At 63.2% G+C, this 26,806-nt stretch carries 23 protein-coding genes; 9 read left to right on the top strand and 14 right to left on the bottom strand.

From position 1 onward, the window contains the following. Nucleotides 1-27: 27 nt before the first annotated feature. A complete protein-coding gene (locus ACSQ3I_RS07070) occupies nt 28-1,314 on the top strand; it encodes a cytochrome P450 (protein WP_435997331.1) in 1,287 nt (428 codons plus the stop codon). Nucleotides 1,315-1,334: 20 nt separating this feature from the next. On the opposite strand, the gene ACSQ3I_RS07065 is transcribed toward ACSQ3I_RS07070, so the two are convergent. From ACSQ3I_RS07065 to ACSQ3I_RS07025, 9 genes are all read right to left on the bottom strand, one after another. Then, nucleotides 1,335-2,345, bottom strand: coding sequence for a GlxA family transcriptional regulator (locus tag ACSQ3I_RS07065; protein WP_435997330.1), 1,011 nt, complete (start codon nt 2,343-2,345; stop codon nt 1,335-1,337). Between the two features lie 100 nt (nt 2,346-2,445). Further along, nucleotides 2,446-3,681 carry an aminotransferase class III-fold pyridoxal phosphate-dependent enzyme gene (locus ACSQ3I_RS07060; protein ID WP_435997328.1) on the bottom strand — a complete coding sequence of 412 codons (1,236 nt, stop codon included), beginning with the start codon at nt 3,679-3,681 and terminating at the stop codon, nt 2,446-2,448. A 13-nt stretch (nt 3,682-3,694) separates the two neighbouring features. Beyond that, complete coding sequence (locus ACSQ3I_RS07055) at nt 3,695-4,351, bottom strand: class II aldolase/adducin family protein (protein WP_435997326.1); 657 nt, start codon at nt 4,349-4,351, stop codon at nt 3,695-3,697. Between the two features lie 4 nt (nt 4,352-4,355). Continuing rightward, complete coding sequence (gene otnK / locus ACSQ3I_RS07050; protein ID WP_435997324.1) at nt 4,356-5,684, bottom strand: 3-oxo-tetronate kinase; 1,329 nt, start codon at nt 5,682-5,684, stop codon at nt 4,356-4,358. Continuing rightward, on the bottom strand, nt 5,681-6,706 hold the full coding sequence (locus ACSQ3I_RS07045; RefSeq protein ID WP_435997583.1) for an ABC transporter ATP-binding protein: 1,026 nt from the start codon (nt 6,704-6,706) through the stop codon (nt 5,681-5,683). The genes otnK and ACSQ3I_RS07045 overlap by 4 nt, the downstream gene beginning before the upstream one ends. Nucleotides 6,707-6,720: 14 nt before the next feature. Then, the gene (locus tag ACSQ3I_RS07040; protein WP_435997322.1) at nt 6,721-7,731 is read right to left on the bottom strand and encodes an ABC transporter ATP-binding protein; all 1,011 of its coding nucleotides are present in this window, start codon (nt 7,729-7,731) and stop codon (nt 6,721-6,723) included. Between the two features lie 3 nt (nt 7,732-7,734). Continuing rightward, nucleotides 7,735-8,577, bottom strand: a complete 843-nt coding sequence (locus ACSQ3I_RS07035; protein ID WP_435997320.1) for an ABC transporter permease — start codon at nt 8,575-8,577, stop codon at nt 7,735-7,737. Nucleotides 8,578-8,581: 4 nt separating this feature from the next. Then, the gene (locus tag ACSQ3I_RS07030) at nt 8,582-9,595 is read right to left on the bottom strand and encodes an ABC transporter permease (RefSeq protein ID WP_435997318.1); all 1,014 of its coding nucleotides are present in this window, start codon (nt 9,593-9,595) and stop codon (nt 8,582-8,584) included. 389 nt (nt 9,596-9,984) lie between these two features. Continuing rightward, nucleotides 9,985-11,559: an ABC transporter substrate-binding protein gene (locus ACSQ3I_RS07025; RefSeq protein ID WP_435997581.1), complete on the bottom strand. Its 1,575-nt coding sequence runs from the start codon at nt 11,557-11,559 to the stop codon at nt 9,985-9,987. A 280-nt stretch (nt 11,560-11,839) separates the two neighbouring features. On the opposite strand from ACSQ3I_RS07025, the gene ACSQ3I_RS07020 reads away from it, so the two are divergent. Then, nucleotides 11,840-12,829 (top strand): GlxA family transcriptional regulator, encoded by a 990-nt coding sequence (locus ACSQ3I_RS07020; RefSeq protein WP_435997316.1) that lies wholly within the window; start codon nt 11,840-11,842, stop codon nt 12,827-12,829. A 25-nt stretch (nt 12,830-12,854) separates the two neighbouring features. Here the strand turns inward: ACSQ3I_RS07020 and ACSQ3I_RS07015 are convergent, their stop codons facing one another. Both ACSQ3I_RS07015 and ACSQ3I_RS07010 read right to left on the bottom strand, forming a co-directional pair. Next, the gene (locus ACSQ3I_RS07015; protein WP_435997315.1) at nt 12,855-14,291 is read right to left on the bottom strand and encodes an NAD-dependent succinate-semialdehyde dehydrogenase; all 1,437 of its coding nucleotides are present in this window, start codon (nt 14,289-14,291) and stop codon (nt 12,855-12,857) included. 26 nt (nt 14,292-14,317) lie between these two features. After that, entirely contained in the window at nt 14,318-15,538 is a 1,221-nt protein-coding gene (locus ACSQ3I_RS07010; protein WP_435997313.1) for a CaiB/BaiF CoA transferase family protein, read from the bottom strand. 118 nt (nt 15,539-15,656) lie between these two features. On the opposite strand from ACSQ3I_RS07010, the gene ACSQ3I_RS07005 reads away from it, so the two are divergent. Beyond that, the gene (locus tag ACSQ3I_RS07005; RefSeq protein ID WP_435997311.1) at nt 15,657-16,484 is read left to right on the top strand and encodes an IclR family transcriptional regulator; all 828 of its coding nucleotides are present in this window, start codon (nt 15,657-15,659) and stop codon (nt 16,482-16,484) included. Nucleotides 16,485-16,486: 2 nt separating this feature from the next. Here ACSQ3I_RS07005 and ACSQ3I_RS07000 read toward each other — a convergent pair whose 3' ends face one another. Beyond that, nucleotides 16,487-17,626, bottom strand: a complete 1,140-nt coding sequence (locus ACSQ3I_RS07000) for an acyl-CoA dehydrogenase family protein (protein ID WP_435997309.1) — start codon at nt 17,624-17,626, stop codon at nt 16,487-16,489. Nucleotides 17,627-17,756: 130 nt separating this feature from the next. On the opposite strand from ACSQ3I_RS07000, the gene ACSQ3I_RS06995 reads away from it, so the two are divergent. Then, nucleotides 17,757-19,928 carry a dehydrogenase E1 component subunit alpha/beta gene (locus ACSQ3I_RS06995; RefSeq protein ID WP_435997307.1) on the top strand — a complete coding sequence of 724 codons (2,172 nt, stop codon included), beginning with the start codon at nt 17,757-17,759 and terminating at the stop codon, nt 19,926-19,928. Nucleotides 19,929-19,959: 31 nt separating this feature from the next. On the opposite strand, the gene lhgO is transcribed toward ACSQ3I_RS06995, so the two are convergent. Next, complete coding sequence (gene lhgO, locus ACSQ3I_RS06990) at nt 19,960-21,144, bottom strand: L-2-hydroxyglutarate oxidase (protein ID WP_435997579.1); 1,185 nt, start codon at nt 21,142-21,144, stop codon at nt 19,960-19,962. A 26-nt stretch (nt 21,145-21,170) separates the two neighbouring features. Beyond that, nucleotides 21,171-21,899, bottom strand: a complete 729-nt coding sequence (locus ACSQ3I_RS06985; protein WP_435997306.1) for an ABC transporter ATP-binding protein — start codon at nt 21,897-21,899, stop codon at nt 21,171-21,173. 163 nt (nt 21,900-22,062) lie between these two features. Between ACSQ3I_RS06985 and ACSQ3I_RS06980 the strand changes: the two genes are divergently transcribed. The 5 genes from ACSQ3I_RS06980 to ACSQ3I_RS06960 all read left to right on the top strand — a co-directional run bounded on the left by ACSQ3I_RS06980 (nt 22,063) and on the right by ACSQ3I_RS06960 (nt 26,786). Then, on the top strand, nt 22,063-23,259 hold the full coding sequence (locus tag ACSQ3I_RS06980; RefSeq protein ID WP_435997304.1) for an ABC transporter substrate-binding protein: 1,197 nt from the start codon (nt 22,063-22,065) through the stop codon (nt 23,257-23,259). Between the two features lie 92 nt (nt 23,260-23,351). After that, entirely contained in the window at nt 23,352-24,107 is a 756-nt protein-coding gene (locus ACSQ3I_RS06975; RefSeq protein ID WP_435997302.1) for an ABC transporter ATP-binding protein, read from the top strand. A 9-nt stretch (nt 24,108-24,116) separates the two neighbouring features. Then, nucleotides 24,117-25,031, top strand: coding sequence for a branched-chain amino acid ABC transporter permease (locus ACSQ3I_RS06970; protein ID WP_435997300.1), 915 nt, complete (start codon nt 24,117-24,119; stop codon nt 25,029-25,031). Beyond that, nucleotides 25,031-26,089: a branched-chain amino acid ABC transporter permease gene (locus ACSQ3I_RS06965; RefSeq protein WP_435997298.1), complete on the top strand. Its 1,059-nt coding sequence runs from the start codon at nt 25,031-25,033 to the stop codon at nt 26,087-26,089. The genes ACSQ3I_RS06970 and ACSQ3I_RS06965 overlap by 1 nt, the downstream gene beginning before the upstream one ends. Then, on the top strand, nt 26,082-26,786 hold the full coding sequence (locus ACSQ3I_RS06960; protein ID WP_435997296.1) for a GntR family transcriptional regulator: 705 nt from the start codon (nt 26,082-26,084) through the stop codon (nt 26,784-26,786). The genes ACSQ3I_RS06965 and ACSQ3I_RS06960 overlap by 8 nt, the downstream gene beginning before the upstream one ends. Nucleotides 26,787-26,806 lie beyond the last annotated feature (20 nt).

Here is a 26,806-nt window from a genome sequence, read left to right as displayed (position 1 = left end):
CGGTTCATCCAGCAAAGGGGCAAAGTAATGCCGACACAACTCGATATCCGGTCACTTCCCACCACCTCCGACTTTGGCTTTTCCGGCGGTAGAGACAATTTTCGTGCCTTTTGCCGGCGCGTTTTCCGCACGAAAGAGCCTCGTTTCCTTCGTACGCCGGAGGGCCAACTCGTTGTCTTTCGCCATGCGGACCTGATGCTGTTCGGCACCGCGCCCGAAATCGGCAATCTGCCGATCGGAAAAATGTATCCGAACCGCTTCAAGGAGGGCGCGGTCTCCGAACGGTCTCCCGGTTGGGAAATCGGCGAGGTGATCGGCGCCCAGGTCTTCACGTTCAACCCGCCCCTGCATGGCCCGGCTCGCCGAATGCTGTTGAACTGGCTCGGTCCCAAGCAGGTCAGCCAGATGGAAGAGTTGGCACGCACGGTCGCGCGCCAGGTCATCGGCCGAATTAAGGACGGCGAAACCGTCGACCTGGTCGAGACGGTTGCGGAGGCCGTGGTCGTCGGCTTCTGGAGCCGGTTGCTGCATCTGACCGACGAGGAGGCCGTGGTGATCGGCCGATGCGCTCAGGAGATGACGCGGCTCTTTCATGCCAATCGCAGCCAAGACGATCTGAGGGTTCTCGACCGGGCCTTCGCGGAATATGCCCGGCTGCTCGACCTGGCGGCGGCCCGCGGGCTGGAGAACGGCGATCCCGCCATGCTCGACATCGCCGCACGATTGAAGGAGTTCGACTTTCCCGACGATCCCCACGAGGTGGGGCTCGTTCCGAAGTCGGTCGGGGCGGTTCTCGCCGGCAATCTCGTCGATGGTTTTCACACGGCCGCGCTCGCGGCAGCCAACACGTTTCATGCCCTGCTCGAGAACCCGGAGGCTCTGGCGACCGTACGCGCGGCACCGCAGACCCTGCCACGCGCCATCGCAGAAGCGCTTCGGCTCGAACCCCCTGTGCTGACCCTCAGCCGCTACGTCCTGCGGGATTTTCACGTCGATGGCTTGATCCTGCCTGCCGGGACCAAAATCACCATGATGTGGGCGGCAGGCAACCATGATCCGTCGGTTTTTCCGGACCCCGAACGTTTCGACATGAGCCGACCTCAGGCAGGCTTGACCACGTTTGGTTTGGGGACCCACATCTGTCCCGGCCGCTACGCGGGCGTGATGTTGACGAGGGTGATGCTCGAGGAGTTTGCCGCACTTGGCAAAGAGCTTCGAATTGCCGAGGCGCCGGGAGAATGGATCCCCGATCACTTCATGAACCAGCTCAGGGTGTTTCCCGTTCGCATCGGCAGCGCGGAGACCAACGGGTGACCCTGCCTGTGCTGTGAGCCTCAGTAGAGCCGCCGCCCGTCCGGACGCGGGCCATTCTCGCGGAAGGCTCTCCTGTAGCTGGTCGGACTTGTCTTGTACCGGGCGCGAAAGGCCCTGAAGTAGGTTCCGGGCGAGGAGAAGCCGCACGCCAATCCCGTTTCGCCGACGCTCATCGGACTGTAGAGAAGAAGCTCCTTGGCCCGTTGCAGCCGGAACGTCAGGTAATAGCTCTTCGGGCTGGCCTTCAGGTATTTGCGGAAGAGATATTGCAGCTCGCGGGCAGAAATGCCGCAACGTCCCGCCAGTTCCTCGATCGACAACGGCTCTTCTATGGTCTCCTGCATCAGCCGTTGCGCGCGGGCAAGGAAGGGGTTCGCCTGCCACGTCGTGCTGTTGACGATCTCTCGCTGCAAACTGTGATCGGCCCTTGCGACGGGATAGACGATCTCATTGGCGACGAGTGTCTTCAAGGCGGCTCCGCAAAAACGTTCGAGCATAAACAGCGACAGGTCGAGGCTGGCCAGCTGCCCGGCGCATGTCGAGCGGTCGCGATCGACGACGAACAGCTGTTCGACGACATCCGTCTCCGGGTGTAGCTCCCTAAAGGACGCGATCGTGCTCCAGTGGCTGGTGGCGCGATAGCCCTTGAGGAGACCCGCTTCCGCAAGCAGCAGCGGCGCGGCATCCAGCGCGCAGATCTGTGCCCGCGACGCTGCCTGTCGCCGCAGCCAGCGGAAGAGCGCGCTTTTCCTGTCGCCGCCAAATTCGTAGGAGGAATGCAGCAGCACCAGATCATAGGCCTTGTCGTCATCCAGCGACGCGGTGGCGGGCAGGGTGATGTCCATCGGCGGGCGCTCGTCATCCCTGGCCGACAGGAAGTCTATCTGGAACAGTGGCGACTGGCTCAGCCTGTTCGCGGCGCGGAAAGGCTCGATGGAGAGCAATGCGGCATGCACCGCGGGCTCGACGGAAACGAGCGCGATCGAAAAGGTGCGATGGGGATCGGGGGGGGCTTTGTCACTTGCGTGCATGGGCATGGTCTTCGTTTCGGAACCCCCAGATTGCTGCGGCAAGACCGCGAGCGGCGAGCGTCATAGATGTTCCGCCCGCCATCTCGTCCGTCTTGTTGCACTATCGCAGCGTTCTCGTCGTATCCTTCATGGCGGCATCCGCCGCTTCGAGGGCGCGATCGATATCCGCAGGCTGATGGGCGGCGCAGAGGAACATGTTGTGCCGCGGATGCAGATAGATGCCGTGGCGCAGGGCGGCCGCGCAGAACGTGTTGGCGATCGTGAGATCCTGATCGCCGACGAAGCGGACCATCGGCATCTGTACGGGACCGGTCTGGCTCAGTGCGAATCCGTGGCGCGTGGCGATTTCCGCCAGGCCGTCGCGGAACCGCTGACCCATAGCTTCGGTATGGGCAAGCGCATCCGTTCCTTTGAGAATTTCGATGGTTTTCAACGCGGCGGCCATCGCAGCGGATCCGTACCAGAAGGAGCCGGTGACGAAGATCTTGGAAGCGCCTTCCAGCATGCTTCGGCTTCCCGCCACGGCGGCGAGCGGCCAGCCGTTGGCGATGGATTTCGAATAGGCGCCGAGATCCGGCTTGACGCCGTAGCGTGCCCAGCTACCACGTACGTCCAGACGGAAACCGGCGCGGACGTCGTCGAGGATCAGCGCTGCGCCTGTCCGGTCGCAGATGGCGCGAGCATGCTTGAGGAACGCTTCCTCGGGCATTTCCTGGTCGCGATTCACATCGTGACGAAAGGCGGTCATCATGATTGCCGCCATGTCGTCGCCGGCCTGGGCCACGGCTTCGTCGAGGCTGGCACTATCGTTGTAGTCGAAAAGCACGAGATGGGTGCGATCCTCTGCCGTCACGCCGACGAGCGACGGTGAGCACCACGGAACCGCGCCGTGATAGGCACCGCGCGCGACGAGAATCTTGCGTTTGCCGGTCGTGGCGCGTGCGACGGTGACGCAGGTGGTGGTCGCATCGGTGCCATTCTTCTGGAAAAGTGCCCAGTCGGCATAGTCGATCGTGTCGACCACCGTCTCCGCCAGCTCGACCATCAGCTCGGTCGGACCGTTGCCGATATCACCGACGCCGATCTGGTCGATGGCTGCCCTGTCCACATCCGCTTGCTTGTAGCCCAGGATGTTCGGCCCCCAGGCGCACATGAAGTCGATGTATTCGTTGCCGTCGACGTCCCAGACGCGGCATCCGTCGGATTTGGCGAAGAACTGCGGATAGCCCGGCCCGATCGCGCGCGTGGCCATGTGTCCCCATACGCCGTTCGGCACCACCTTGCTGGCCCGCGCCAGAAGCGCGTTGTCGCGGCTGTTGACGAGTTTCTGTTCCATCTGTCTCTCCCTTTCACGCATTCGGCGCGTCTTGCCGGCCATAGGTCTTGTAACGTTGCTTGACCTCGACCAGCTCTTTCTCGTTCAGCAGGACCGGCTCGGTGAAGGACCGGCAGAGCATGTATTGCCGCGCCAGCGTCTCGAGCTTCAGTGCACGGCCGTAGGCTTCCGCCAGTGTGGAACCGACGGTGATCATGCCGTGATTGGCGAGCAGGCAGGCGGTCCTGCCCTGCAGCGCCTCGACCGTGACATCGGCAAGCTCCGGCGATCCGAACGTGGCGTAACGCGAGCAGCGCACGTCATCGCCGCCGAAACCCGCGACCATGTAGTGGAAGGCCGGCAACCCGATGCGCGCGCAGGACAGGGCGACGCAATGGTCCGGATGAGCATGGACCACCGCGTGGACTTCCGGCCGTGCCTTGTAGACGGCCGCATGCAGCGCCCACTCGCTCGAAGGCTTGATGTTGCCCGCCCAGTGGCCGTCGAGGTCCATCGCGACGATGGTTTCGGGCAGGAGCTGCCGGGGCGGGATGCCGCTGGGGGTGATCAGCATGCCGTCTTCGGCGCGGATGCTGATATTGCCTGTGGTGCCGACGTTGATACGCTGGATTTCGGCGTCGATCGACGCGTCGATCAGGGATTGGCGGTGGTCTTGGTTGGATAGGGTCATCGGGTCAAGCTTTCGGAGGCCAACGGTCGAGAAGAGGGGCTTCGGAGATCGGGCGGCGCATGTCGTCGAGCGCCGAGGCGAAGATGTCGAGGCTGCCGAGCTTGCCGGACTTCAGCATCAGGGCAATCGGAAAAGGCTGGACGGAGACCGACCGGGAAAAACCCGGCTCGCGATAGGGGCCGACATCGAGATCGGTGATGCCGAGCGCCCGCACCACCGAGCCTGATGTCTCGCCACCCGCCACGACCAGCCGCCGGACGCCATGGTCGAAGACGATCGACCGGGCGATTTCCGAAAGGATGGCTTCCACCTTGGCCGCGATTTCGAGGCGGCCGTGGGCGGCTTGCAAGGCTTCGACACGGGCTTGCGGCAAGGCGGTGCTGATCGCGAAGGCCCGGCCGGCAGCCGTTTCCGTGGCCGCGAACCGTTTGGCTTCGGACACGACATCGCGGCCGGCATAGGCCTGCTCGACGTCAATGGTCAAAACGCCGTGCGATTGCCCGAAGCGATCGAGTTGCGTTGCCGTCTGGTCCGCCAGGCTGCCGACGAGGACGGCGCCGGGACCGTCCACGCCGTCGAGCCGCACCGGTGTGGGCGAGGGCATCAGGCCGCTCCCGAACCACAGGGGCGGCAGATGGGCGGCGACAGAGGAGTTACCCGTCAGGAACGGTGCATCCACGGCAGCGGCCGCGAGTGCGGAGAAATGCCGCTCATAGAGCGTGTCGCAGATGAAGAGCGATGTTTCTGCCGCCGCTTCGAGAGCGCTGCGGATCGCCTCCGGACCGCGATCGACCATCGCATAGTCGATGAGGCCGACCTGTTTGCGGCTCTGGGCCTGCAGCACGCGGACGAGATTGGAATCGGTCATCGGCGTCAGCGGGTCGAACCGCTTCGGCGATTCCGCCAACAGCTGCGCGCCGCCGAACATATGACCCTGGTAGACTGTGCGGCGGGTTTCGCACAGCGCCGGGACGAAGAGCGCCTGTCGCGCGCCGAGCCGGTCCATGATCGCCTCGGCGCAGGGGCCGATATTGCCGGCGGGGGTGGAATCGAAGGTGGCACAATATTTGAGGAAGACCTGTCGCGCGCCCTGTTCGATCAGATGCTCCAGCGCTTCGAGCGTCGCCGCCACCGCCTCGGTGGCGGGCGCAACCCGGGACTTGAGGGCGAAGACATGGGCAAAGCCATAACGGGCCGGCTCTCCGGGGCCGATGGACAGCGTCGTCGGAACACCGCGGGCGATCAGCATCGAGGCCAGTTCGAGGCCGCCGGTCAGGTCGTCGGCAATGACACCGAAAACGAGTTGCCTGTCATTCGTGCCTTGGGCGGTCATTGCGTCACCTCCACCGTCGCGCCAGTTTTTCCATCGCCTTCAGGGAAGTGGCATGCTGCGCGATGCCCCGGTTCGATCGCGTCAAGTTCGGGGACAACAGTCGCGCACACTTCCTGCGCCTTCCAGCAGCGGGTGCGGAAGGGACAGCCCGACGGCACGTTGAGCGGGCTTGGTACATCCCCGTTGAGCGTGATCCGCCGGCGCGTGCGCTCGGCGTCCGGGTCGGGCAGCGGCACGGCCGACAGCAGTGCCTTGGTGTAGGGATGGGCCGGGGCCTCGTAGATCTGCGCGGCCTCGCCGATCTCGACGATCTTGCCGAGATACATCACGGCGACCCGATCGGAGACGTGCCGCACGACCGCGAGATCATGGGCGATGAACACATAGGCGATGCCAAGCTTTTCCTGCAACTCCTCCAGCAGGTTCAGGACGCCGGCCTGCACCGAGACGTCGAGCGCCGATACCGGTTCGTCGAGCACCAGCACCTCGGGTTCGAGCGCCAGAGCCCGCGCGATGCCGACGCGCTGCCGCTGGCCGCCCGAAAGCTCATGCGGATATCGGTCGCCATGTTCGGGTGCGAGGCGGACGAGGTCGAGCAGTTCGGCAGCCTTGGCGAGCGCCGGCGCGCCGGTCAATCCAATGAGGCGGAGAGGCTCGCAGATGATGTCGCGGATTTTCATGCGCGGATGCAGGGACGCGAGCGGATCCTGGAACACGATCTGGAGATGGCGGCGGAACTGGCGCATCTCCTCGGCCGACAAGGTCGAGAGGTTGGTGCCCTTGAAGCTGACATCGCCGGACGACGGTTCGATCAGCCGAAGCAGGCAGCGGCCGAGCGTCGACTTTCCGCAACCCGATTCTCCGACGAGACCGAGGGTTTCGCCCTTGGCAAGCTCGAAGGAGACGCCGCCGACGGCCTTCACCTTGCGCACCGGGCTCCAGCCGAGCAGGCCGCCCCTGACGACAAAATCCTTGGTGAGGTTGCGGACGGACAGGATCGGCTCATCAGCTTTGGATATGATGGATGCTTGTTCGATCATGCGCCTTCTGCCTCTGCATTCACCCGGCGGACATCCCCCTCGCGCAGTTCTTCCGCGAAGTGGCAGGCCGTCTGCACGTTGTCCACCGGCCGGAGCACAGGTTCGTCGGTACGACAGGCGTCACGTGCCATCGAACAGCGCGGGTGGAACGGACAGCCTTTCGGCCGGGCGCTGAGCAGCGGCGGACTGCCGGGAATGGGTTCGAGCCGCGACTGTTCGCCGGCGATGGTCGGAAGACAGGACAGGAGGCCGCGCGTATAGGGATGCCGCGTGCGGTAGAAAATGTCCCGGACGCTGCCGCTCTCCATGATCTTGCCGGCATACATGACGATCACGTCGTCCGCCGCACCCGCCACGACCCCGAGATCATGGGTGATCAGGACCAGCCCCATGGAAAACCGGTCCTGCAGGCCCTTCAGGACATCGAGGATCTGCGCCTGCACCGTGACGTCGAGCGCCGTCGTCGGCTCGTCGGCGATCAGCACGTCCGGATTGTTGGCGACCGCCATGGCGATCATGGCGCGTTGCCGCATGCCGCCGGAGAATTCATGGACATACTGGTTGGCACGCACTTCTGGCTGGGGCACAGCCACGAGTTCCAGGAGTTCGACAGCCCGTTGCCACGCTTTGGATGAAGACATGCCGGGATTGTGAAGCCGGACAGCCTCGGCGATCAGCTTTCCGACCGTGATGACCGGATTGAGCGCCGTCATCGGGTCCTGGAAGATCAGGCCGATCTTGCTGCCGCGCAACGCCCGCATGCGTCGTTCCGGTGCGCGCACCAGCTCCTCGCCGTGCAGCCTGATCGAGCCCGAGATCGTCGAACCCGGTGGCGAAAGGCCCATGACGGCACGCATGCTGATCGACTTGCCGGAGCCGGACTCGCCGACGATGCCGAGAACCTTGCCCGCTTCGGCGGTAAAATTGACGCCGCGCACGATTTCCGTGCCGTTGCGCAGCGTCACGCGGAGGTCGTTGGCTTCAAGCAGGGGGGCAGTTTCCGCCATGTCTCAGTGCTCCCTCGGATCGAGGATGTCGCGCAGCGCGTCACCGATGAAATTGAAGCCCAGCCCGAGTGTCAGGATGGCCATGCCGGGGCCGAAGGCGACCCACCAGGAGTAGAAATGCGCCGCGCCGTCGGAGATCATCGCGCCCCATTCCGGCGACGGCGGCTGCGCGCCCAGTCCGATGAAGCTGAGCGACGCCGCCAGAAGCACGACCTGGCCGAAATCCATCGTGGCGCTGATGATCGTCGGCGTCCAGGACAGCGGCAGGATATGCTTGGTCAGCAGGCGATAGGAGGAGGCGCCGCCGGCACGGGCCGCCTCGATATGATCGCGGGAAATGACGTCCAGCACCTGGCCGCGCATCAGGCGCGCATAGACCGGCCACCACACCACGATGACGGCAATCGCAGCATTCTGCAGGCCCGGCCCGAGCGACGCGGCGACCGCCATGGCCAGCAGGACCGGCGGAAACGATAATGTGACGTCGACGATGCGCATCAATATGCTGTCCGTCCAGCCGCCGAAAAACCCGGCGATTGCGCCGACCACCGAGCCGATGGCGACGGAACAGACGACCACCACGACGGAAATGCTCAGCGAATAGCGGACGCCGTACAGCGTGCGGGTCATGACGTCGCGGCCGAGCGCGTCCGTACCGAGCCAGTGCCGCAACGACGGCGACTGCAGCTTGCGGGCGACGATCTTCAGGGGATCGTAAACGGACCACACATCGATCGTCAGCGCCACGACGATCCAGAAGACGACGATGACGAGACCGACGACCAGAGCGGGGCGAAGTGTCAGGCTGGTGATCCAATGCGCTCTTGCGCCTGTTGCGATGGACATGGGATCACTCCAGTCTGATGCGGGGATTGGCATAGGCATAAGCGACATCGGTCACCAGGTTCGCCAGCAGGAAGGCCGACGCGCCGATCAGCGAAACGCCGATGATGGCGGGGTAATCGAGCGTTCGGGCCGAATCGACGGCGTAGGAGCCGATCCCGGGCCAGCCGAAGACCGCCTCGGTCAGCACCGCCCCGGTGATCAGGTAGGCGAAGGAATAACCGATGATCGTCAGCGTCGGGATCATGGCGTTGGGAAGGGCGTGGCGCAGCAGGGTGCGCGCGCCGCCTGCGCCCTTGGCACGCGCCGCCAGGATGTAATCCTGCCCCAGCGCATCCAGCATGCTCGCCCGCACCAGCCGTGAAATGATGCCGGTCACCGACCAGCCGAGCACGAAGGCCGGCAGCACGAGGTGATGCAAGGCATTGAGGAAAGAGCCGAATTGCCCCGCCGCCAGCGAGTCGATGATCAGCAGGCCCGTCAGGAATGGTGGCGGATCGGCGCGGGCATCGAGGCGGCCGGGGCCGGGGATCCAGCCGAATTTCACGGTGAACAGGTAAAGCAGCAGCAGGCCGGACCAGAAGACCGGCACCGTGGAGCCGAAAAGCGCCACGAAACGGGCGAAATAGTCGAGGGGGCGGTCCTGAAATCGCGAGGCGAGCACGCCGAGCGCGACGCCGCTGATCGTGCCGAACAGCATGGCGAAGATGACCAGTTCAAGCGTCGCCGGCAACCGCTCGGCAATATCGGTCAGCACAGGCCGACGCGTGCGAAACGAAACGCCGAGATCGCCGGTCACGAGATTCTTGATATAGATGATGTATTGTTCGGGCAGGCTGCGGTCGAGACCCCACCTTTGCTTGGCAGCGGCCACCACTTCCGGATTGTTCATCTGCCGCTCGCTTACCAGGGCGGACAACGGGTCAGCCTGGGTGAAGTGGGAGAGGAAGAAGGCGACGGTCGCCACGCCCAGCAAAAGGAGGGGAATGGAGATCAACCGTCGGAACACGTATTGGGTCATGATGGTCTCGGTCCAGCGATTGGTGGTTCCTGGTCGGGGTTCCGGTCTTTATCGACGTCCGGAAGCACGATGCGATTTTCCGCGGCGTCGCCCGCCGGCTGGAGGGCGCACGGCCACCTTGACCGGTACCCGCCCAGTGTTGCGAAGAACACGGCATTGATCAACCGGCATGCGACGCCGGAAGCGATCACAGCGTTTTCCGCCGTCGCCGATGTCTTGGCTAGAGCATTTTCGCTTTTCTCCGAAACGCGAAAACACTCTATCCTTTTGTTTTGACGCAATTCCCGACGCAAAACCGCTGCGCACTTTTACTGGGATTGCTCCAAGTCTCGTCCGTACCGGAGGCGGACCGCCTCCGGTCGTTTTTCGTCAGGCCGCCTGGCCGCATGTCACTCGGATACGATATCCGACAGCACCATGTTGCAGCAGGCGCTGAAACGCAGGCCGCTGATGCCCTTGCGGGATGCGAACACGGCATCGGGGCTCAGGATCGGCAGGATGACATGGTCGTTCGCCATGACGCCGGCCAGTTTCCCGAACAACTCGCTGCTCTTGTCAGCCGGTGCCGCCAGAGCGTCGGCAAGCATCTTCGGAGTTTCAGCGTTGGCGAGGGCCGGATCGCTCTTGCCGCCGGCGCGCTTGTACCAGACAGTCCCGTCCATCATCGCAAAATACTGGGCATATTGCGACGAGCCGTAATAGTCCGGGGCGAAGAACACGGCCGTCAGCGGAATGCCGTCGCCATTGACCTTTTCACGCCAGACGGAGAATTCAACCGGCGCCAGTTCGAGCTTGATGTTGATCTCGGCCAGGTCCTGCTGGATCTTCTGCATCATCAGCGTGTAGTCGACGCCGTACTGATTGACGTTCGGATAGGTCGCGTCCAGCGCGAAACCGTCGGCGGCACCCGCTTCCGCCATCAGTGCCTTGGCCTTTTCGACGTCATACTTGATCGGCTCGCCGACGCTACCGCCGGGGAACCCATTGGGAATCGGCGCTGCGAGCCTGATGGCCTTGCCGTCGACGGTGAGATCGATAATGCCGTCATAATCGATGGCGCTGGCAATTGCCTCGCGAACCTTGGCGTCGAGAGCATGCGGCAGGTTCTTGGCGCCCGGGCTGAGGGCAATATAGACCATGTTGAAGGACGGCTTCGTCTCGACAACGATGTTTTCATTGGTGATGTTCTTCGCCGTCGTCGGATCGACCTGCATGGCGATGTCGGCGCTGCCGCTTTCGAGCAGCTGGGTCTGGCTGACGGCATCCTTGGACTGAAGGAAGACGAATTCGCCGACCGCCGGCTTCTTGCCCCAGTAGTTTTCGTTGCGTTTCAGCCGCAGTTCATGGCTGGGGCTGTAGCTTTCCAGCACGAAGGCGCCGGCACCGGCGGAATTGGCAAGCAGCCATTGCTCGGCCGTATCCTTGGTGCTGGCATCGGCACCGGCATCGCCGCCGTGTTCGGCAACCACGTCGGAATTGATGATGCCGGCATAAGGCGCGGTCAGCGAGCCGACGAATTCGGAATTGGGCGCCGTCAGCGTGACGACGACGGTTGCGGCATCCGGCGTTTCAATCGACTTCACATTGTCGAGAATGTAGGCGATGCCGCCCTTGATATTCTTCAGCCGCTCGAGCGTCCACTTGACGTCCTTGGCTTCGACGGGCGAACCGTCGGAGAATTTCCCGTTCGGATCGAGCTTGAAGGTGATCACCGTCGCGTCGTCGTTGGCGCTCCATTCCTTCGCCAGCATCGGCACGATCGACTTGTTGTCGGAAGACAGGTCGACCAGTCGGTCATAAACGGAACTCAGGTAGATCTGACAGGTATCGCAGAAGGCCCGGGCAGGGTCGAGCGAGTTCAGATCCATGTCGCGGGCAACGACGACAGGTCGGCCGCTGTCGGCCGCAAATCCCACCATGGGGAAAGCGGCCACCGCAGTCAGCATTGTTGCTGCCGCTGCCATGGCGGCGCGGCGACGAACGGACTCAAAACGGGTCTGATGATGTCTAAGCTGCATTTTTTGTTCTCCCATCCACCGATGACGTGGCTCTGCGCGGCGAGGTTCCCTATTCTTTCTTCGCTGCGACACGATGATAATGGCACTGAAAAAAGCCCTGATTATTGACAAAAGCGAATATTTTCGTGCAAATAACGCGGCCAACGACGCTTTTAACAGTGTCCAGCCAGCCATGCGGCGTGAGAAATAATTGGAACGATCATTGGAGGCGAACCGATCCCCGGGGTTGGAGGTTGAACGGAAGCGGTCGATTGCGCTTGTCATCGGTCGTGAGCCTTCCCTGCATACCGTCTTCCTGTCGATCGAGCCGTTTCGCGCTGCCAATCGGGTCAGTGAACAAGCCCTGTTCAGCATCGATTTCCTTCCGGCCGATGTCGAAGCGCCGCCGACAAGCATGGATATCGCGCTGCCGGTCACCGGCAGTTTCGACGACAGCCGGAAATACGATCTGATCTTTCTGCTCGTCACCTACGACGTCGCAGAGGCGGCGAAGGGCAGGTTGTTCAGATGGCTGCGCCGTCAATCGGCCGCCGGTGCGCACCTCTGCGGCGTCGATGCCGGCCCCTTGCTTCTCGCCGAGGCCGGACTGCTGGACGGATATGCGGCAACCTGCCACTGGACGGGCATGGCTTCGCTCCGGGAATTTTCCGCGCCCAGCCGCATCGTGGAACAGCTCTATGTCATCGACCGCAACCGCTCGACCTGCGCCGGGCAGGCCGCCAGCCTCGATCATTCCATGACGATGCTGCGGCTGATCTGCGGCGAGGCGCTCTACAATCTCGTGTGCAACGAACTGATCTATGCGGCGCCGCGCCCGGCGGAGGTCCGCCAGCGCGAAATCGTCAACGGCCAGCCCTTCATGGTCAATCCGGTCCTGAGCCGCGCGCAACGCATCATGGAGGAAACGGTCGAGGAGCCGCTGGAAATGGAGGCCGTCGCAGACCGCTGCGGCGTTTCGGTGCGCGAACTGCAGTATCTCTTCAAGCGGCATCTCAACACCAGCCCGAAGAAGATCTACATGGGCCTGCGGCTGCAGCATGCCAAGGAGCTTCTGCTCTACAGTTCGATGAGCATCCGCGAGACAGGCCTTGCCTGCGGCTTCGCCACGCCGTCGGCCTATTACCGGGCTTTCTGCGCCGTCTATCGCAAAAGCCCACAGGAATACCGGAAGGATTTCGCGAAGAAATCCACCATGTACGGCCGGAATCTCTATTGAGGCCGCCCGCAGGGGGCGGTGCCGGTCAACCCTTGCGGGTTACGAGACGGGTGTCCAGATAGGCGTCGAGCGCTTCCGAGCCGCCTTCGGTCCCATAGCCGGAATCGCGTATGCCGCCGAACGGCACTTCGGGCAGGGCAAGGCCATAATGATTGATGCTCATCATCCCGGCCAGGACCTCGTTGCCGAGACGTGTCGCGGTGGCGCTGCTTTGGGTGAAGCCGAACGCCGCCAGGCCATAGGGCAGGCGGTTCGCTTCCTCGATTGCCTCGTCCAGCGAGGCGAAGCGGTTGATGATGGCAACCGGGCCGAACGGCTCGTCGTTCATGATCCTTGCATCCGTGGGCACATCGGCGAGCACCGTCGGCTCGAAGAACCAGCCCTCGTTGCCGATCCGGCGACCGCCGGTCACCAGCCTGGCATGGCGTGCCGTCGCATCGGTGATCATCGCCTCCAACGCCGGGATGCGGCGGTCGTTCGCAAGCGGCCCCATGTCGACGCCGTCGTCCAGGCCGTTGCCGACGCGGATCGCCCGGGCGCCGGCGGTGAAACGCTCGGTAAAACTGTCGGCGACACTTTCATGGACGAGGAAACGCGTGGGCGCGACGCAGATCTGCCCGGCGTTTCTGAACTTGGCCGCCACCATGGCTTTTGCGGCCTGCTCCAGGTCGGCATCCTCGGCGACGATCACCGGCGCATGTCCGCCAAGCTCCATCGTGGCGCGTTTCATATGCAGGCCCGCCAGCGATGCGAGTTGCTTGCCGACCGCGGTCGAACCGGTGAAGCTGATCTTGCGGATGACGGGATGCGGAATGAGGTATTCCGAGATGTCCGCCGGCACGCCGTACACAAGGTTGACGACCCCGGCGGGAATGCCGGCATCGACAAACGCGCCGATCAGGCCTGCGGGAGAGGCGGGCGTTTCCTCCGCCGCCTTGACGATGATCGAACATCCGGCCGCAAGCGCCGCCGAGAGCTTGCGAACCGCCTGGTTGATCGGAAAATTCCAGGGCGTGAAGGCGGCGACCGGCCCGACCGGCAGCTTCAACGTCATCTGGAGGACATCGGGCGCGCGCGCCGGAATGACCTGTCCGTAGGCGCGCTGCGCTTCGCCGGCAAACCAGTCGATGATATCGGCGCCGGCAAGCGTTTCGAGGCGTGACTGCTCGAGCGGTTTTCCCTGTTCCAGGGTCATCCATGTCGCGATCTCCTCGGCATGGGATCGCAGGATATCGGCGGCGCGGCGCATCAGTTTCGCCCGTTCGTATGCCGGGATGCTGCGCCAGGTCTCGAAGCCGCGCACCGAAGCGTCAAGTGCCTGGTCGAGATCGCTCGTATCGGCCCAGGCGACAGTGCCGATCGGCTTTGCCGTGGCCGGATTGAACACGGGAAGGGTCCTGCCGCTGTTCGAAGGCCTCCACTGTCCATCGATGAAGAGGAGGGTATCCGGATAGGCGGGCATGTCGATCTTCCTTGTCCGATCGGGCGTCACGGGGCGTCGTGGCAGGCGATGGCGCCTGCTGCCGCAAGCGCATCGATCTCGTGTGCGGAGAGTTCGAGAACGGTTTCGAGTACCCCCCGCGTATCTTCACCCAGCATGGGCGGCGCCTTGGGCTTGAGGTCCTGCTGGCATTCCAGCCCATGGGCGGGGCGGATGAGCCGGACAGGACCCAATTCGGGATGCTCCAGTTGCTGGATGACGCCGCGCTCGAGAACGCTTGGGCTTTGCAGCGCCTCGGACACCGTCTTGACCCGGCCGGCCGGCACGTTCGCCTGCTGGCAGGCGTCGAGCCAATGCTGGCAGGTCTGCTGTTTGAGGATGTCGATCAGCACCGGGATCAAGCTGTCGCGGTTGACGGCCCGCAGATGCGCTGTCAGGAAGCGCGGATCGCCGGCCATGTCCGGCCGGCCGATCACCTGCTCGCAGAAACTCCGGAAGATCCGGTCATTGCCGACGGCAAGGGCGAAGACGCCGTCCGAGGCGTCGAATACCTGATAGGGAACCACCGTCGGATGGGCGTTGCCATAACGCTTCGGTTCGACGCCAGCATTGAGATAACCGGTGCCGACGTTGATGAGCATGTTGAGCGCCGAATCCAGAAGCGCCACATCGACATGCTGGCCTTCCCCGGTGTCGCGCCGCTGATAGAGGGCCGCGAGGATCGACTGGGTGGCGATCATGCCGGCGACGACATCGGTGAATGCGACGCCGAGCCGGTTCGACGGTCCATCCACTTCGCCGGTGATCGACATCAGGCCGCTTTCGGCCTGCATGATGAAGTCGTAACCCGGCCTGTCGCGCTCAGGCCCGGTCTGCCCGTAGCCCGAGATCGAGCAGTAGACGATGCCGGGATTGAGGGCGCGGATCGCCTCGTAGCCGATGCCGAGGCGGTCGGCGGTGCCGGCGGTGAAATTCTCGACGATGACATCCGCCTTCGCCGCAAGGTCGAGCGCGACCTGCAGGCCCTTCGGGTTCTTGAGGTCGAGCGCTATGCTCTGCTTGCCGCGGTTGGCGCAGAGATAATAGGTGCTCACACCCTTGTAGTTGGGAACAGACCAGGCGCGCGTGTCGTCGCCGCCGACAATGTTCTCGATCTTCCAGACGTCGGCACCAAGATCCGCAAGGCTCATCGTCGCCCAGGGACCCGCCAGCACACGGCTAAAATCGAGAATGCGTATGCCCGCAAGCGGCATCTTTGGCTGCGTCATGATGATCTTCCCAAAGGGTCGTGTGGCGGCAATATTGACAAGCGCCGCCCAAACCGTCAACATAATTGAAATTAATTTCCATTTTTGATTTGAGTGGCTGCGGTGGGAGTCGGGCAGGTTGCGAAAGCGAAGCAAGTCGACTGAAAGTGCCGAGCCGGCAAGCTCCGGAAATTCGTCAGCCTCGCTCACGCGCGGCCTCGACATATTGCGCGCCTTCACGCCCGATGACGCGACGCTGGGAAATCAGGAGTTGATCGAACGAACCGGGCTGGCCGCGGCGACCGTCTCGCGACTGACCTCCACCCTCGTCAGCTTGGGCTACCTGCATTATGACGCGGCGCTCGGCCGCTACAGCATCGGCGCGGCGACCGTCTCTCTCGGCTATTCGGCGCTGAGTTCCAACCCGATCATCCATATGGCACGGCCGCTGATGCAGGAACTTGCGGACTGGACCGGTGCTGCCGTAGCGCTGGGCACCCGCGACGGGCTTGAAATGGTCTATCTCGCCAATTGCCGCTCGATGTCGCCGGTCACGCTGCAGCTCAATGTCGGATCGCGCATACCGCTGGCGCGAACGGCCATGGGTCTCGCCTATCTCGCCGGTCTCGACGGAGAAAAACGTGGCACGCTCGTCGAGGCACTGAAGCGGGCGGATGTTCAAGGCAGCGAACGTCTTGCCGCAAATCTCGACCAGGCGATCCGGGACAGGGCCGAGCATGGTTTCGTGACGGCCTTCGGTTCCTGGCACAGCTACATCAATGCCGTCGGCGTCACCTTTCATCCCGCCGACGGTTCGCCGACGGTGGCGCTGACCTGCGGCGGGATCGTCGATATCCTGCCCGCCGACCATTGCCGCAAGGCTGTCGGCCCCAAGCTGCTGGCACTCGTGGCGCAGCTGCGTGAAAGGCTGACCGGAGGCAGGTTGCACCATCAAAATCGGGGCTGACGTCAGGCGTTCAGCATTTCGCGGGCGATGATCAGCTGCTGGATCTGCGACGTGCCTTCGTAGAGGCGGAACAGCCTGACATCGCGGTAGAAATGCTCCACAGGATAGGCCTGCATGTAGCCCGCGCCCCCATGGATCTGCACCGCCCGATCGGCAACGCGGCCAACCATTTCCGAACAGAACAGTTTCGCGCTCGCTGCCTGCTGGATGATGCGTTCGCCGGCATCGAACATCCGCGCCGCTTCCAGGACCATAGAGCGAGCGGCAAAAGTCTCCGTCGCGCTGTCGGCCAGCATAGCCTGGATCAGCTGGTGTTCGGCGATCGGCTTGCCGAACTGGACGCGGCTTTTGGCGAAAGCGACGCTTTCGTCGCAAAGCCTCTGCGCCGTGCCGGTGCAGACGGCGGCGATATGGAGCCGGCCGCGGTTGAGAACCTTCATCGCCGTCTTGAACCCCTGGCCTTCCCGGCCGCCGATCAAGGCATCGGCGGGGATGCGGCAATTATCGAACATCACGTCGCAGGTGCGGGTGCCGCGTTGGCCCATCTTCTTGTCGACCGGTCCGAGCGAAAGGCCCGGGCTGTCGGCCGCCACGATGAAAGCCGACACGCCCGCTGCGCCAGCCCCGCCGGTGCGGGCCATGACGGTGAAGACATCGGCCACGGGTGCGTTGGTGATGTAGCGCTTGGTGCCGTTGAGCACGTAGCAATCGCCGTCCTTCACCGCCGTCGTCTTGACCGAGGCCGCGTCCGAGCCGACATCCGGCTCCGTCAGCGCAAAGGACCCGATCACCTCGCCGCTCGCCATACGCGGCAGCCAATGGCTTTTCTGCGCATCGGTGCCATCGAGAATGATGCCCTGCGCCCCGATGCCGTTGTTCGTGCCGATGACCGAGCGGAAGGCCGGCGAGGTGTAGCCCAGTTCGAGGGCGACCAGCACCTCTTCCTCCATCGTCAACCCCAGCCCGCCATAGGCCTCGGGTATCGACATGCCGAAAAGACCCATCGTCCGCATATCGTCGATGATGCCCTGCGGTATGGCGTTGTCGTCTTCGACCTGCGCCTCAGCGGGCATCAACCGCTCACGGACGAAACGGCGCACCGTTTCCGTAAGCGCTGCAATGAGATCGCGATCCCTGATCATGGACGAACTTTCACGAGATGAAGAGAGGTGGCTGAGGCTTGCACAGCTTCGTTTGACAATCAATCAAAATCGGAATTAATTTCCATAAATGAAATTCGGAACGCTCCGGCGGTCTTTTGAAAGGAATCCCATGGTCACCCAGCTGTCGATCTCGCCCAAGGCGCCATGGTTCCGTATCGAGGTGGATGAGGCGGACTGGCGGGGCGAAGACGCCCGCGATCTCGTCAACTGGTATGGGCAGATGCTGCTCGTCCGACGGTTCGAGGAAAAATTGCTCGATCTCGAAAAGGCCGGGCTCATCCATGGCCCAGCGCATGCGAGTATCGGCCAGGAGGCCTGCGGCGTCGGTGCCATGTCGGCCCTTCGCACGGATGACAAGATCAACGGCACCCACCGGGCTCATCACCAGATGTTGGCCAAGCTCCTGAATGCCGAACTGCCGGAGAATTTCGACATCAGCCGCGATGCCTTTGCCGAGGGCATGGATACCGCCATCTATCGCCTCCTGGCCGAGATCATGGGCCTGTCGCCGGGTTATTGCGCCGGCCGCGGCGGTTCGATGCATATGCGCCATGCCCCCGCCGGCATTGTCGGGACCTCGGCAATCATCGGCGGAAATCCACCCCATGCCGTCGGCTACGCGCTGGCCGATAAAATGCTCGGCCGGGACGCCATATCCGTGACCTTCTTCGGCGACGGCGCAACGCTTGCCGGCACGACCTACGAAGCCATGAACATCGCCGCCGCGCAAAACCTGCCGGTGATCTTCTTCATCGAGAACAATCTGTATGGCGTCTCGACCCACATCTCGGAGGTGACCCGCGAGACGCGGCTCGCCTCCCGCGGCGTCATGCTCGGCATACCCTCGATCGAATGCGACGGCATGGACGTGGTCGCCGTTCACAGGGCGATGACGGAAGCACGACGCATCATCGACGAGACGAAAGGCCCGGTCGTGATCGAGGCGCTGTGTTACCGTCATCTCCACCAGTCCGGTAGCCGCGCGGGCAGCGATTTCGGCTATCGCTCCCGCGAGGAAGAAGCGGAGTGGAAGAAGCGCGACCCCATCAACCTGGCGCAGGCGCGGCTGACGGCGCTCGGCCTGCTGAGCAGCGAGGATGCCTCACGCATCGACAGTCTGGTGACCGAGCGTGTCGCGGCTGCCGCATCTCGCCTGACGGAGCCGGTGGCCGGCGGCAATGCGCTGCAGATCCCCGCTCGGCTTTATCCCGACCCGGCAACCGTGAACAACGGCATCGTCGGCACCCTTGCCGAAATGCAGGGAGCCCGCTTTCTCGATCATGACCGGATGCGTGCAGGCGCCACCGAGACGGTGAAATATGTCGCCGCGGCGTCTGAAACCATCGCAGCCGCGATGGCGCGCGACCCCACGATCGTCGTCATGGGCGAAGATGCACACCAGATGCGCGGCGGCGTCAGCGGATTCACCAAGGGCGCATTGGAACGCTGGCCCGAGCGCATCCTGCCGATGCCGATCGCCGAAAACGGTTTTACCGGGGTGGCGCTCGGCGCGGCGCTCAACGGCCTGCGGCCGATCGTGGAGATCATGTTCGGCGATTTCTGTTTCACGGCCGCGGACCAGATCGCCAACGGCGTCGGCAAGGTGCGGCACATGTTCGGCGGCGGTTTTCCGGTGCCGCTGGTGCTGCGGGTGCGCATTTCGCCGCATACCGGCTACGGCTCCCAGCATTCGGGCGATCCGTCGGCGCTTTTCGGCATGTTTCCCGGCTGGCGTATCGTCATGCCGACCACGGCGTTTGACTATATCGGCCTGATGAATTCGGCGCTGCGTTGCGATGATCCTGTCGTGTTGTTCGAACATGTCGCCTTCTACCAGCGCGAATTCGAAGTGCCGGCGGGAGATCGCGAGTTCTGCATCCCGTTCGGCTCCGCCCGCGTCGTGCGGCCGGGAGCGGCCTGCACGGTGCTTGCGACATCCGTCATGGTCCAGCATGCCCTGGACGCCGCCGAAGAGAGCGGCATCGACGCCGAAGTCATCGATCTGCGCAACCTGGATCATCACGGCATGGACTGGGCGACCATCGGCGCTTCGATCCGGAAGACGAACCGCGTGATCATCGCCGAGCAGACGGCGCGCCGGTTATCGATGGGCGCGACATGGTGTGCCGAGATCCAGGAACGGTTCTTCGACTATCTCGACCACGAAATCATGCGGGTGACAGGCGGACTGGCGGCGCCCACGGTCTCCCTGCCGCTGAACCTAGCCGCGCTCGGCGACAAGAATGCCCTCCGCGATGTGATGGTCAAGATCTGTTCGTGAGGGCGGGCCTTCGCTTCCGATCAGCAGTCGTCTACTTCACCAGGCGGCCGACGATCATCGCCGCAATGGGGATGGCGGAGGTTGCGGCCGGGGATGGTGCGTTGCAGACATGCAGCATGCGATCCGTCTCGACAAAAAGGAAATCGTGGATCAGCGCACCGTCCTTGCGCACGGCCTGGGCACGAATGCCGGCCTCGTAGGGCAGGAGATCGGAGAGTGTCAGGCTCGGGCAGTATTTCCGGCATTCTTCCAGATAACCCGGCTTCCAGAGCGAGTTGCGCAGTTCGGTGACGGCCGATTTGCGGTTGGCGAACACGGTTTTCCAGAAACCCGGAAACAGGGCGTAATCGGCCATATCGGCAAGATTGACGGAGAGGCGTGGATAGCCCTCGCGCGCAAAACCGATCACGGCATTCGGCCCGACCGTGACGCTGCCATCGATCATCCGCGTCAGATGCACGCCGAGGAAGGGCAGGGCGGGATCAGGGATCGGGTAGATCAGATGACGGACGATGTCGTTCTTCGTTGCCGGCAGGCGATAATATTCGCCGCGGAAGGGAACGATGCGGTGCTCGATCGAAAGTCCGGCAAGCACGGTCAGCCGATCCGATTGCAGGCCGGCGCACACCACCAGTTTTTTCGCCTGCCAGCTTTCGCCGGCCGATGCGATGTCGACGGAGCTGACGGATTCACGAATGCCGGTGATTCGCGTCGAGAGACGGATGTCGCCGCCGAGTGCCTTGATGCGTCGTCCCATCGCCTGGCAGACCTCGGCATAACTGACGATACCGGTCGAGGGGACGAGAAGTGCGCCGCGCCCGCGGATGTTCGGTTCGCGCTCCTTCAGTTCGCCCCCGCTGACGCGCTGGACCTCGATGGTGTTCTGTTTTGAGCGTTCATAAAGCGCTTCCATGCGCTCCACTTCGAGATCGGAGGTGGCGACGAGCAGTTTTCCACAGGTCTCGAATCGGATGTCGTTTTCTGCGCAAAAGACCTTGGTGGCCTCGGCGCCCTTGCGGCATAGCTCCGCCTTCAGGCTACCCGGCGGATAATAGATACCGGCATGGATGACGCCGCTGTTGTGGCCGGTCTGGTGCTTGCCGAGCGCATCCTCCTTTTCGAGGAGAATCAGGCTGCTGCCGGGTTGGCTTTCCAGAAGCCGCATGGCCGTCGCCAGGCCGACGATGCCGCCGCCGATAACGCAATAATCAAAAATCATCTGTCCCGCCCCTGCCTGGCCAACTATTCGCCCGCAGCCTGGCGTTCGCCATAGCCGAAATAAGCTTCCTCCAGCGCGTGGCCGTCCGCAAGGTCGCCGGCCGTGCCTTCCAGCGCCACATGGCCGTTGCGCAGCACGTAGATGCGGGAGGCGAGGTCGAGAATGCGCGCGGTGGATTGTTCGACGACAAGCAACGTCAAGCCGCGATTATTGAGCTGGCGCAGGCTTTCATAGACCTGGTCGATGACGAGGGGCGCGAGGCCGAGCGAGGGTTCGTCGATCATCAACAGCGCTGGACGCTGCAGGATGGCGCGGGCAATGGCGAGCTGCTGCTGCTCTCCGCCCGAAAGATGGCCCGCGACACCGCGGTAGCGGCTTTTCAGGATCGGGAAGATGTCGAGCACGCTGTCGAGGTCGGCCGCTGCTTCCGCCTTGTCCTTGCGGATCATGCTGCCGAGCAACAGATTTTCCTGCACTGTCAGCGTTCGAAAGATGCTGCGGCCCTCTGGCACGAGGGCGAGGCCCTTGCGGCACAATTTTTCGGGCGCCAGGCCCGAAATCTTCTCGCCGTTGAAGGCGATCGAGCCGGATGACGGGGCCATCAGCCCGGAAATCGTTTTGAGAAGCGTGGATTTTCCGGCTCCGTTGGGGCCGACAACGAAGACGATTTCACCCTTTCGGACCTGCAGATCGACCGATTTCAAGGCCGTAAGCCGGCCGTAACCGGCACTGACGCCGCTAATTTCAAGCATGTCGTTCCCCTTCAGCGCGGATGAGGCCGTCGATCGAAATCGAACTGGCCACCGCTTTTTTGCCGTTGACAAAAAAAATCTAACCCGCATTCTGTCTTCTGTCCACAGAGGACTATGTGCAAAAAATCAGGCCGGGCAACGCCACGGCCGAAGGGGAACGACGATGAAATCTGTTGCTGTGGCCGCCTCGGCCGCAATCGCTCTTCTATTGCCTTTGACCAGCGTTCGCGCTGAAGAGCCGATCAAGATCGGCTTCGCCATTGCCGAATCCGGCTGGCTTTCGAACTATGACAGCGCGCCCTTCAAGGCGGCCGTCATGAAGATCGAGGAGATCAACAAGGCCGGCGGCCTCCTGGGTCGCCAGATCGAATATTCCGTCATGGACACCAAGACGGAGCAGGCCCGCGCCGCAACGGTCGGCGCGCAGCTTGTAGACGGCGGCGTCGATATGCTGGTCGTCTCCTGCGACTACGATTTTGGCGCGCCGGCAGCGCTGGCGGCCAAGCAGGCAGGCAAGATCGCCTTCAGCCTGTGCGCGGCCGATCCGAAGATGGGCGTGCAGGGTGTCGGCCCGCTCGCCTTCACCGCCAACAGTGCGGCGCAATCGGAAGGCATCGCCATTGCCGAGTACGGCCAGAAGAAGATGAACCTGAAGTCGGTCTACGTGCTGGAAGACCTGACGATCGAATACAACAAGTCGGCCTGCGCCGGCTTCCGCGCCGCCTGGATCGCTGGCGGCGGCGAAGAGTCCATCCTCGGCAACGACACGTTCAAGAACGACGACCCGTCGATCGCCTCGCAGATCACCCGCCTCAAGGCTCTTGCGACACAACCCGATGCGGTTTTTGTCTGCTCGTTTACGCCGGGCGGTGCTTCGGCCGTGCGTCAGCTGCGCGCCGCCGGCGTCGATCTGCCGATCCTCGCCAACACGGCGATGGTCGACAACTACTGGCTCAATGCCGTTCCAGGCCTGAAGGACTTCTACCTCCCCGCCTTCATGTCGCTCTATGGCGACGATCCGCGGCCGGAAATGAACCAGTTCCTCGAAAACCACAAGGCGCGCTACGGTGAACCGCCGGTCTCCTCCTACTCGGTTCTCGGCTACAGCCTGATCGAGCAGTGGGCCTATGCGGTCGACCAGGCCAAGACGACGGAATCCGAAGCTGTCGTCGGTGTCATGAACACCTTCAAGGACCAGCCTTTCACGGCCGGCCCGACCTCCTTCACGGATCAGCTTCATATCCAGGTCGATCGTCCCTGGCTGATCATGAAGGTTGAGAACGACTCCTTCCGCGCCGTCGATGTCTACCGGAATTCGTTCAAGCCGGACATGAAGCTCTTGTTCCGCGTCGGTCAGTGACCGTCCACCCGCTGGCCGCAGATGGTGTGGCCAGCGGGTCCAATTCTCCCAAGTCTTTTTTAAGTCGAGCTTACGGTTAGGTCTCGTCCGATATGTCACGTCAATTGAAAGAAAGGCTGGAAGCCCGCGGTGTCGCCGTCGCCTTTGGCGGCGTCCGGGCACTGAGCGGGGTCGACCTCGAGCTGCGCCGTGGCGAGGTTCTTGGCCTGATCGGGCCGAACGGTGCCGGCAAGACGACCATGGTCAATGTGCTCAGCGGCTTCCAGCGCCCCACCAGCGGAAAGGTCGTGCTCGATGGCGTCGATGTCTCGCATCTGACGGCGCGAAAGATTGCCCAGGCGGGTGTCGGCCGCAGCTTTCAGGCGGCTCGATTGTTTCGGGCGATGACGGTGGAGCAGAACCTCTCCGTTGCCGCGATCGGCAGCGGTCTTGCCAAAAGGGCGGCGCGCGAGCGGGCGCTTGATATCCTTGACTGGATGGGGCTGGTGAACAAGGCCGAGCAACGCTGCGACAGCCTTTCCTACGGCGATGAGCGCCGCGTCAGCATCGCCCGGGCGCTCGCACTGCAACCGTCCTTCGCATTGCTGGACGAGCCTGCTTCCGGCATGAACGACGCCGAATGCGAGGCGCTGATGGAGATCATCGCCGAGCTGCCGGCACGCTTTGGCTGCGGCGTGCTGCTGATCGAACACAATATGAAGGTCATCATGGGTGTCTGCCAGCGCATCCATGTGCTCGATGGCGGCCAGAGCCTTGCCGAAGGTTCTCCCCAGGACATCCAGAAAAATCCCGTCGTGCGCCGCGCCTATCTCGGCGAAAAGGCGACGGACAGCACCCTCGCGATTTAGGAACGGGCCATGGCCAATATCGTTCAAGTTCTCGTCGATGCCATTGCGCTGGGCAGCCTCTATGCCCTCGTCGCGCTGGCGATCGGCCTCGTCTTCGGGGTCATGCGGCTCGTCAATTTTGCGCAGGCCGATTACATTACCATCGGCGCCTATGCGCTGGTCGTGCCGACCGCGAGCGTCGCACCGCCGCTGCTGCTGGGCGCGCTGCCTTCGGCCCTGATGATCGGCGGCGTGCTCGTCGTCGTCGTTCTCCTCGCACTTGCGACCGAACGCATCGCCTTCCGGCCGTTGCGCAATTCCAATCCCTCGACCCTGCTTATCTCCTCCTTTGCCGTCAGCTATTTCCTGCAGAACCTTGTCATGCTCATTCATACCGGTCGGCCGAAATCGGTCGGTATCGGGCAGAGCCTGGCGAGTGCCGTCGAGTTCGGCGGCGTGCGGGTTCCGGGGGTACAGCTGCTGACGATGGCCGTCACCGCCGGCCTGCTGATCGCGCTGGTGCTGTTCCTCAAGAAGACGCCGCTCGGCGTGCAGATGCGGGCGGCGGCGGAAAACTTCCAGATGGCCCGCCTGCTCGGCATGCCGGCGAACCGGGTCATCGCGCTTGCCTTTGCCATCTCGGGCCTGCTCGGCGGTGCGGTCTCGCTGCTGCTGACGATCCAGACCGGCACGCTGGACCTGCGCATGGGTCTGATGCCCGTCGTCTTCGCCTTCTTCGCCACCGTTATCGGTGGCATGGGTTCGCTGCCGGGCGCGGCACTCGGCGGCTTCCTCGTCGGCGTCGCCAGCGTCCTGCTGCAGACCTACCTGCCGGCGGACCTGCGCCCCTTCCGCGATGCCGGCGTGTTTACCCTCGTCATCCTGATCCTGCTCGTTCGTCCGCAGGGCCTTATCGTCACCAGCGCCGCGAAGGAGCGCGTCTAATGAAGAGCGACACCCTGTCCTTCGCCGCGATCCGTCGTTTCTGGTTCCCGGTTCTCGCCCTCGTCGTGCCGCTGACGCTCATCGTGCTCGTCTCCGGCCAGTTCGGCGGCCTCTCGGTGCAACGCACCGTCGTCGAGATGCTGATCAGCGTCGTCATCGTCGTCGGGCTTTACATCTTCGTCGGCAATTCCGGCATCATCTCCTTCGGTCATGCCACCTTCATGGCGATCGCTGCCTATGCGTCGGCCTGGCAGACCTGCTGCGAGATGTTGAAGCCGATCACCATGTCCGGCCTGCCGCCCTTCCTGCGCGACCAGAGCATTCCGCTTCTGCCGTCCGCCATCGTCTCGGTGCTGCTGGCCGGCGCTGCGGCCTTCCTCACCGGCCTTGTCATCATGCGGCTCACCGGCCTTGCCGCCTCGATCTCGACGCTCGCCGTGCTGTTCATCCTCAACGTCGTCTATTCCAACTGGGACAGCGTGACGATGGGCACGGCGTCCATCGTCGGCCTGCCGACCTATGTTTCGGGCTGGCTGGCGCTTGGCTGTGCCATCTTCGCCATCGTCGTCGCCTGGCTCTACCAGACCTCGGCATTCGGGCTTGCCATCCGGGCGACGCGGGAGGACGAGGTCGCAGCCGCCGCCTCCGGCATCTCGCTCTACTGGTCGCGGCTGATCGCTTTCACGCTGTCGGGTTTTGTGGTCGGCCTCGGCGGCGTGCTGCAGGCGCATTACCTCGGCACGGTGTCGATCAACAGCTTCTTCCTGAGTTTTACGTTCCTCGCGCTCGCCATGCTTATCGTCGGCGGCATGGGCAGCCTGGCCGGTGCGGTCACCGGTGTCGTCGTCATCACCGCCATGGTCGATATCTTTCGCCGGCTCGAGGCGGGTGTTTCCATCGGCGGGACGGAATGGGCGCTGCCGGCGGGCACGCAGGAGCTTATCATCGCGGCCTTTATGCTGTTGATACTGGTCTTCCGCAAAGACGGAATCATGGCAGGGCGGGAAATCACCCTGCCGGGGCAGGAAAAACGCGAGAAAGGTCTCATCAATGGCTAATAGCCTCCTCTTCAATACGGAAGAACCCGTCGGCATCATCGACAACCGTATGCTTTCCGACCAGGTTTCGACCTTTCTCGTGCGTGAACTGATCTTCGGTCGTCTTCAGCCCGGCCAGCGTATCAACGAGGCAGAGCTTGCCCGCCAGCTCGGAATCAGCCGCAATCCCATCCGCGAGGCGATCCGGCGGCTGGAAGAGCGTGGTCTGCTCGTCGCCGTGCCGCGCAAGGGGACGTTCGTGCGCACCTTCCTGCGCAACGATATCGACGAGATCTTCTCCTTCCGCGTCGTCGTCGAGCGCTTCGCCGTCGAACAGGCGCTGCCGCAGATGACGGACGCCGATGTCGACCGCATCGCCGGCTTCGTCGACGCCATGATCGCGGCTGCCAATGCCAATGACGAGATTGCGCTGGTCGAAAACGACCTCGCCTTCCACCTCGAGATCTGCAAGCTCTCGAAAAACCGCCAGACGCTGCACGCCTTCACCAACATCCAGGCCGAAGTGCAGATGCTGATCACCATCGCCGAACGGCAGTTCGAGAGCCAGATGGCGGCGGCGGTCGATCACTGGCCGGTCGTCGAGGCGCTGCGCAGCCGCAATTCCGAAAAGGCGATGGACGCCGTTCGCGATCACATCCGCGATTCCTGGCGCCATCTGCTTGAAGCTTATGAGCGGGACAAATCCCGTTCGTCCTGATCCATCCATGAGAAAAGAGG

This window comes from Rhizobium sp. LjRoot30, from assembly GCF_964253915.1.
In the GTDB taxonomy this organism is placed as follows: domain Bacteria; phylum Pseudomonadota; class Alphaproteobacteria; order Rhizobiales; family Rhizobiaceae; genus Metarhizobium.
Note: the sequence above shows the minus strand (reverse complement) of the source record. Positions and strands in the feature narration are given on the sequence as shown.

What these genes read in the sequence shown, in the direction of transcription:
- ACSQ3I_RS07070 (WP_435997331.1), top strand. Translation starts at nt 28, where the DNA reads ATGCCGACACAACTCGATATCCGGTCACTTCCCACCACCTCCGACTTT.
- ACSQ3I_RS07065 (WP_435997330.1), bottom strand. Translation starts at nt 2,345, where the DNA reads ATGCACGCAAGTGACAAAGCCCCCCCCGATCCCCATCGCACCTTTTCG.
- ACSQ3I_RS07060 (WP_435997328.1), bottom strand. Translation starts at nt 3,681, where the DNA reads ATGGAACAGAAACTCGTCAACAGCCGCGACAACGCGCTTCTGGCGCGG.
- ACSQ3I_RS07055 (WP_435997326.1), bottom strand. Translation starts at nt 4,351, where the DNA reads ATGACCCTATCCAACCAAGACCACCGCCAATCCCTGATCGACGCGTCG.
- otnK (WP_435997324.1), bottom strand. Translation starts at nt 5,684, where the DNA reads ATGACCGCCCAAGGCACGAATGACAGGCAACTCGTTTTCGGTGTCATT.
- ACSQ3I_RS07040 (WP_435997322.1), bottom strand. Translation starts at nt 7,731, where the DNA reads ATGGCGGAAACTGCCCCCCTGCTTGAAGCCAACGACCTCCGCGTGACG.
- ACSQ3I_RS07035 (WP_435997320.1), bottom strand. Translation starts at nt 8,577, where the DNA reads ATGTCCATCGCAACAGGCGCAAGAGCGCATTGGATCACCAGCCTGACA.
- ACSQ3I_RS07030 (WP_435997318.1), bottom strand. Translation starts at nt 9,595, where the DNA reads ATGACCCAATACGTGTTCCGACGGTTGATCTCCATTCCCCTCCTTTTG.
- ACSQ3I_RS07025 (WP_435997581.1), bottom strand. Translation starts at nt 11,559, where the DNA reads ATGGCAGCGGCAGCAACAATGCTGACTGCGGTGGCCGCTTTCCCCATG.
- ACSQ3I_RS07015 (WP_435997315.1), bottom strand. Translation starts at nt 14,291, where the DNA reads ATGCCCGCCTATCCGGATACCCTCCTCTTCATCGATGGACAGTGGAGG.
- ACSQ3I_RS07010 (WP_435997313.1), bottom strand. Translation starts at nt 15,538, where the DNA reads ATGACGCAGCCAAAGATGCCGCTTGCGGGCATACGCATTCTCGATTTT.
- ACSQ3I_RS07000 (WP_435997309.1), bottom strand. Translation starts at nt 17,626, where the DNA reads ATGATCAGGGATCGCGATCTCATTGCAGCGCTTACGGAAACGGTGCGC.
- ACSQ3I_RS06995 (WP_435997307.1), top strand. Translation starts at nt 17,757, where the DNA reads ATGGTCACCCAGCTGTCGATCTCGCCCAAGGCGCCATGGTTCCGTATC.
- ACSQ3I_RS06985 (WP_435997306.1), bottom strand. Translation starts at nt 21,899, where the DNA reads ATGCTTGAAATTAGCGGCGTCAGTGCCGGTTACGGCCGGCTTACGGCC.
- ACSQ3I_RS06980 (WP_435997304.1), top strand. Translation starts at nt 22,063, where the DNA reads ATGAAATCTGTTGCTGTGGCCGCCTCGGCCGCAATCGCTCTTCTATTG.
- ACSQ3I_RS06975 (WP_435997302.1), top strand. Translation starts at nt 23,352, where the DNA reads ATGTCACGTCAATTGAAAGAAAGGCTGGAAGCCCGCGGTGTCGCCGTC.
- ACSQ3I_RS06970 (WP_435997300.1), top strand. Translation starts at nt 24,117, where the DNA reads ATGGCCAATATCGTTCAAGTTCTCGTCGATGCCATTGCGCTGGGCAGC.
- ACSQ3I_RS06965 (WP_435997298.1), top strand. Translation starts at nt 25,031, where the DNA reads ATGAAGAGCGACACCCTGTCCTTCGCCGCGATCCGTCGTTTCTGGTTC.
- ACSQ3I_RS06960 (WP_435997296.1), top strand. Translation starts at nt 26,082, where the DNA reads ATGGCTAATAGCCTCCTCTTCAATACGGAAGAACCCGTCGGCATCATC.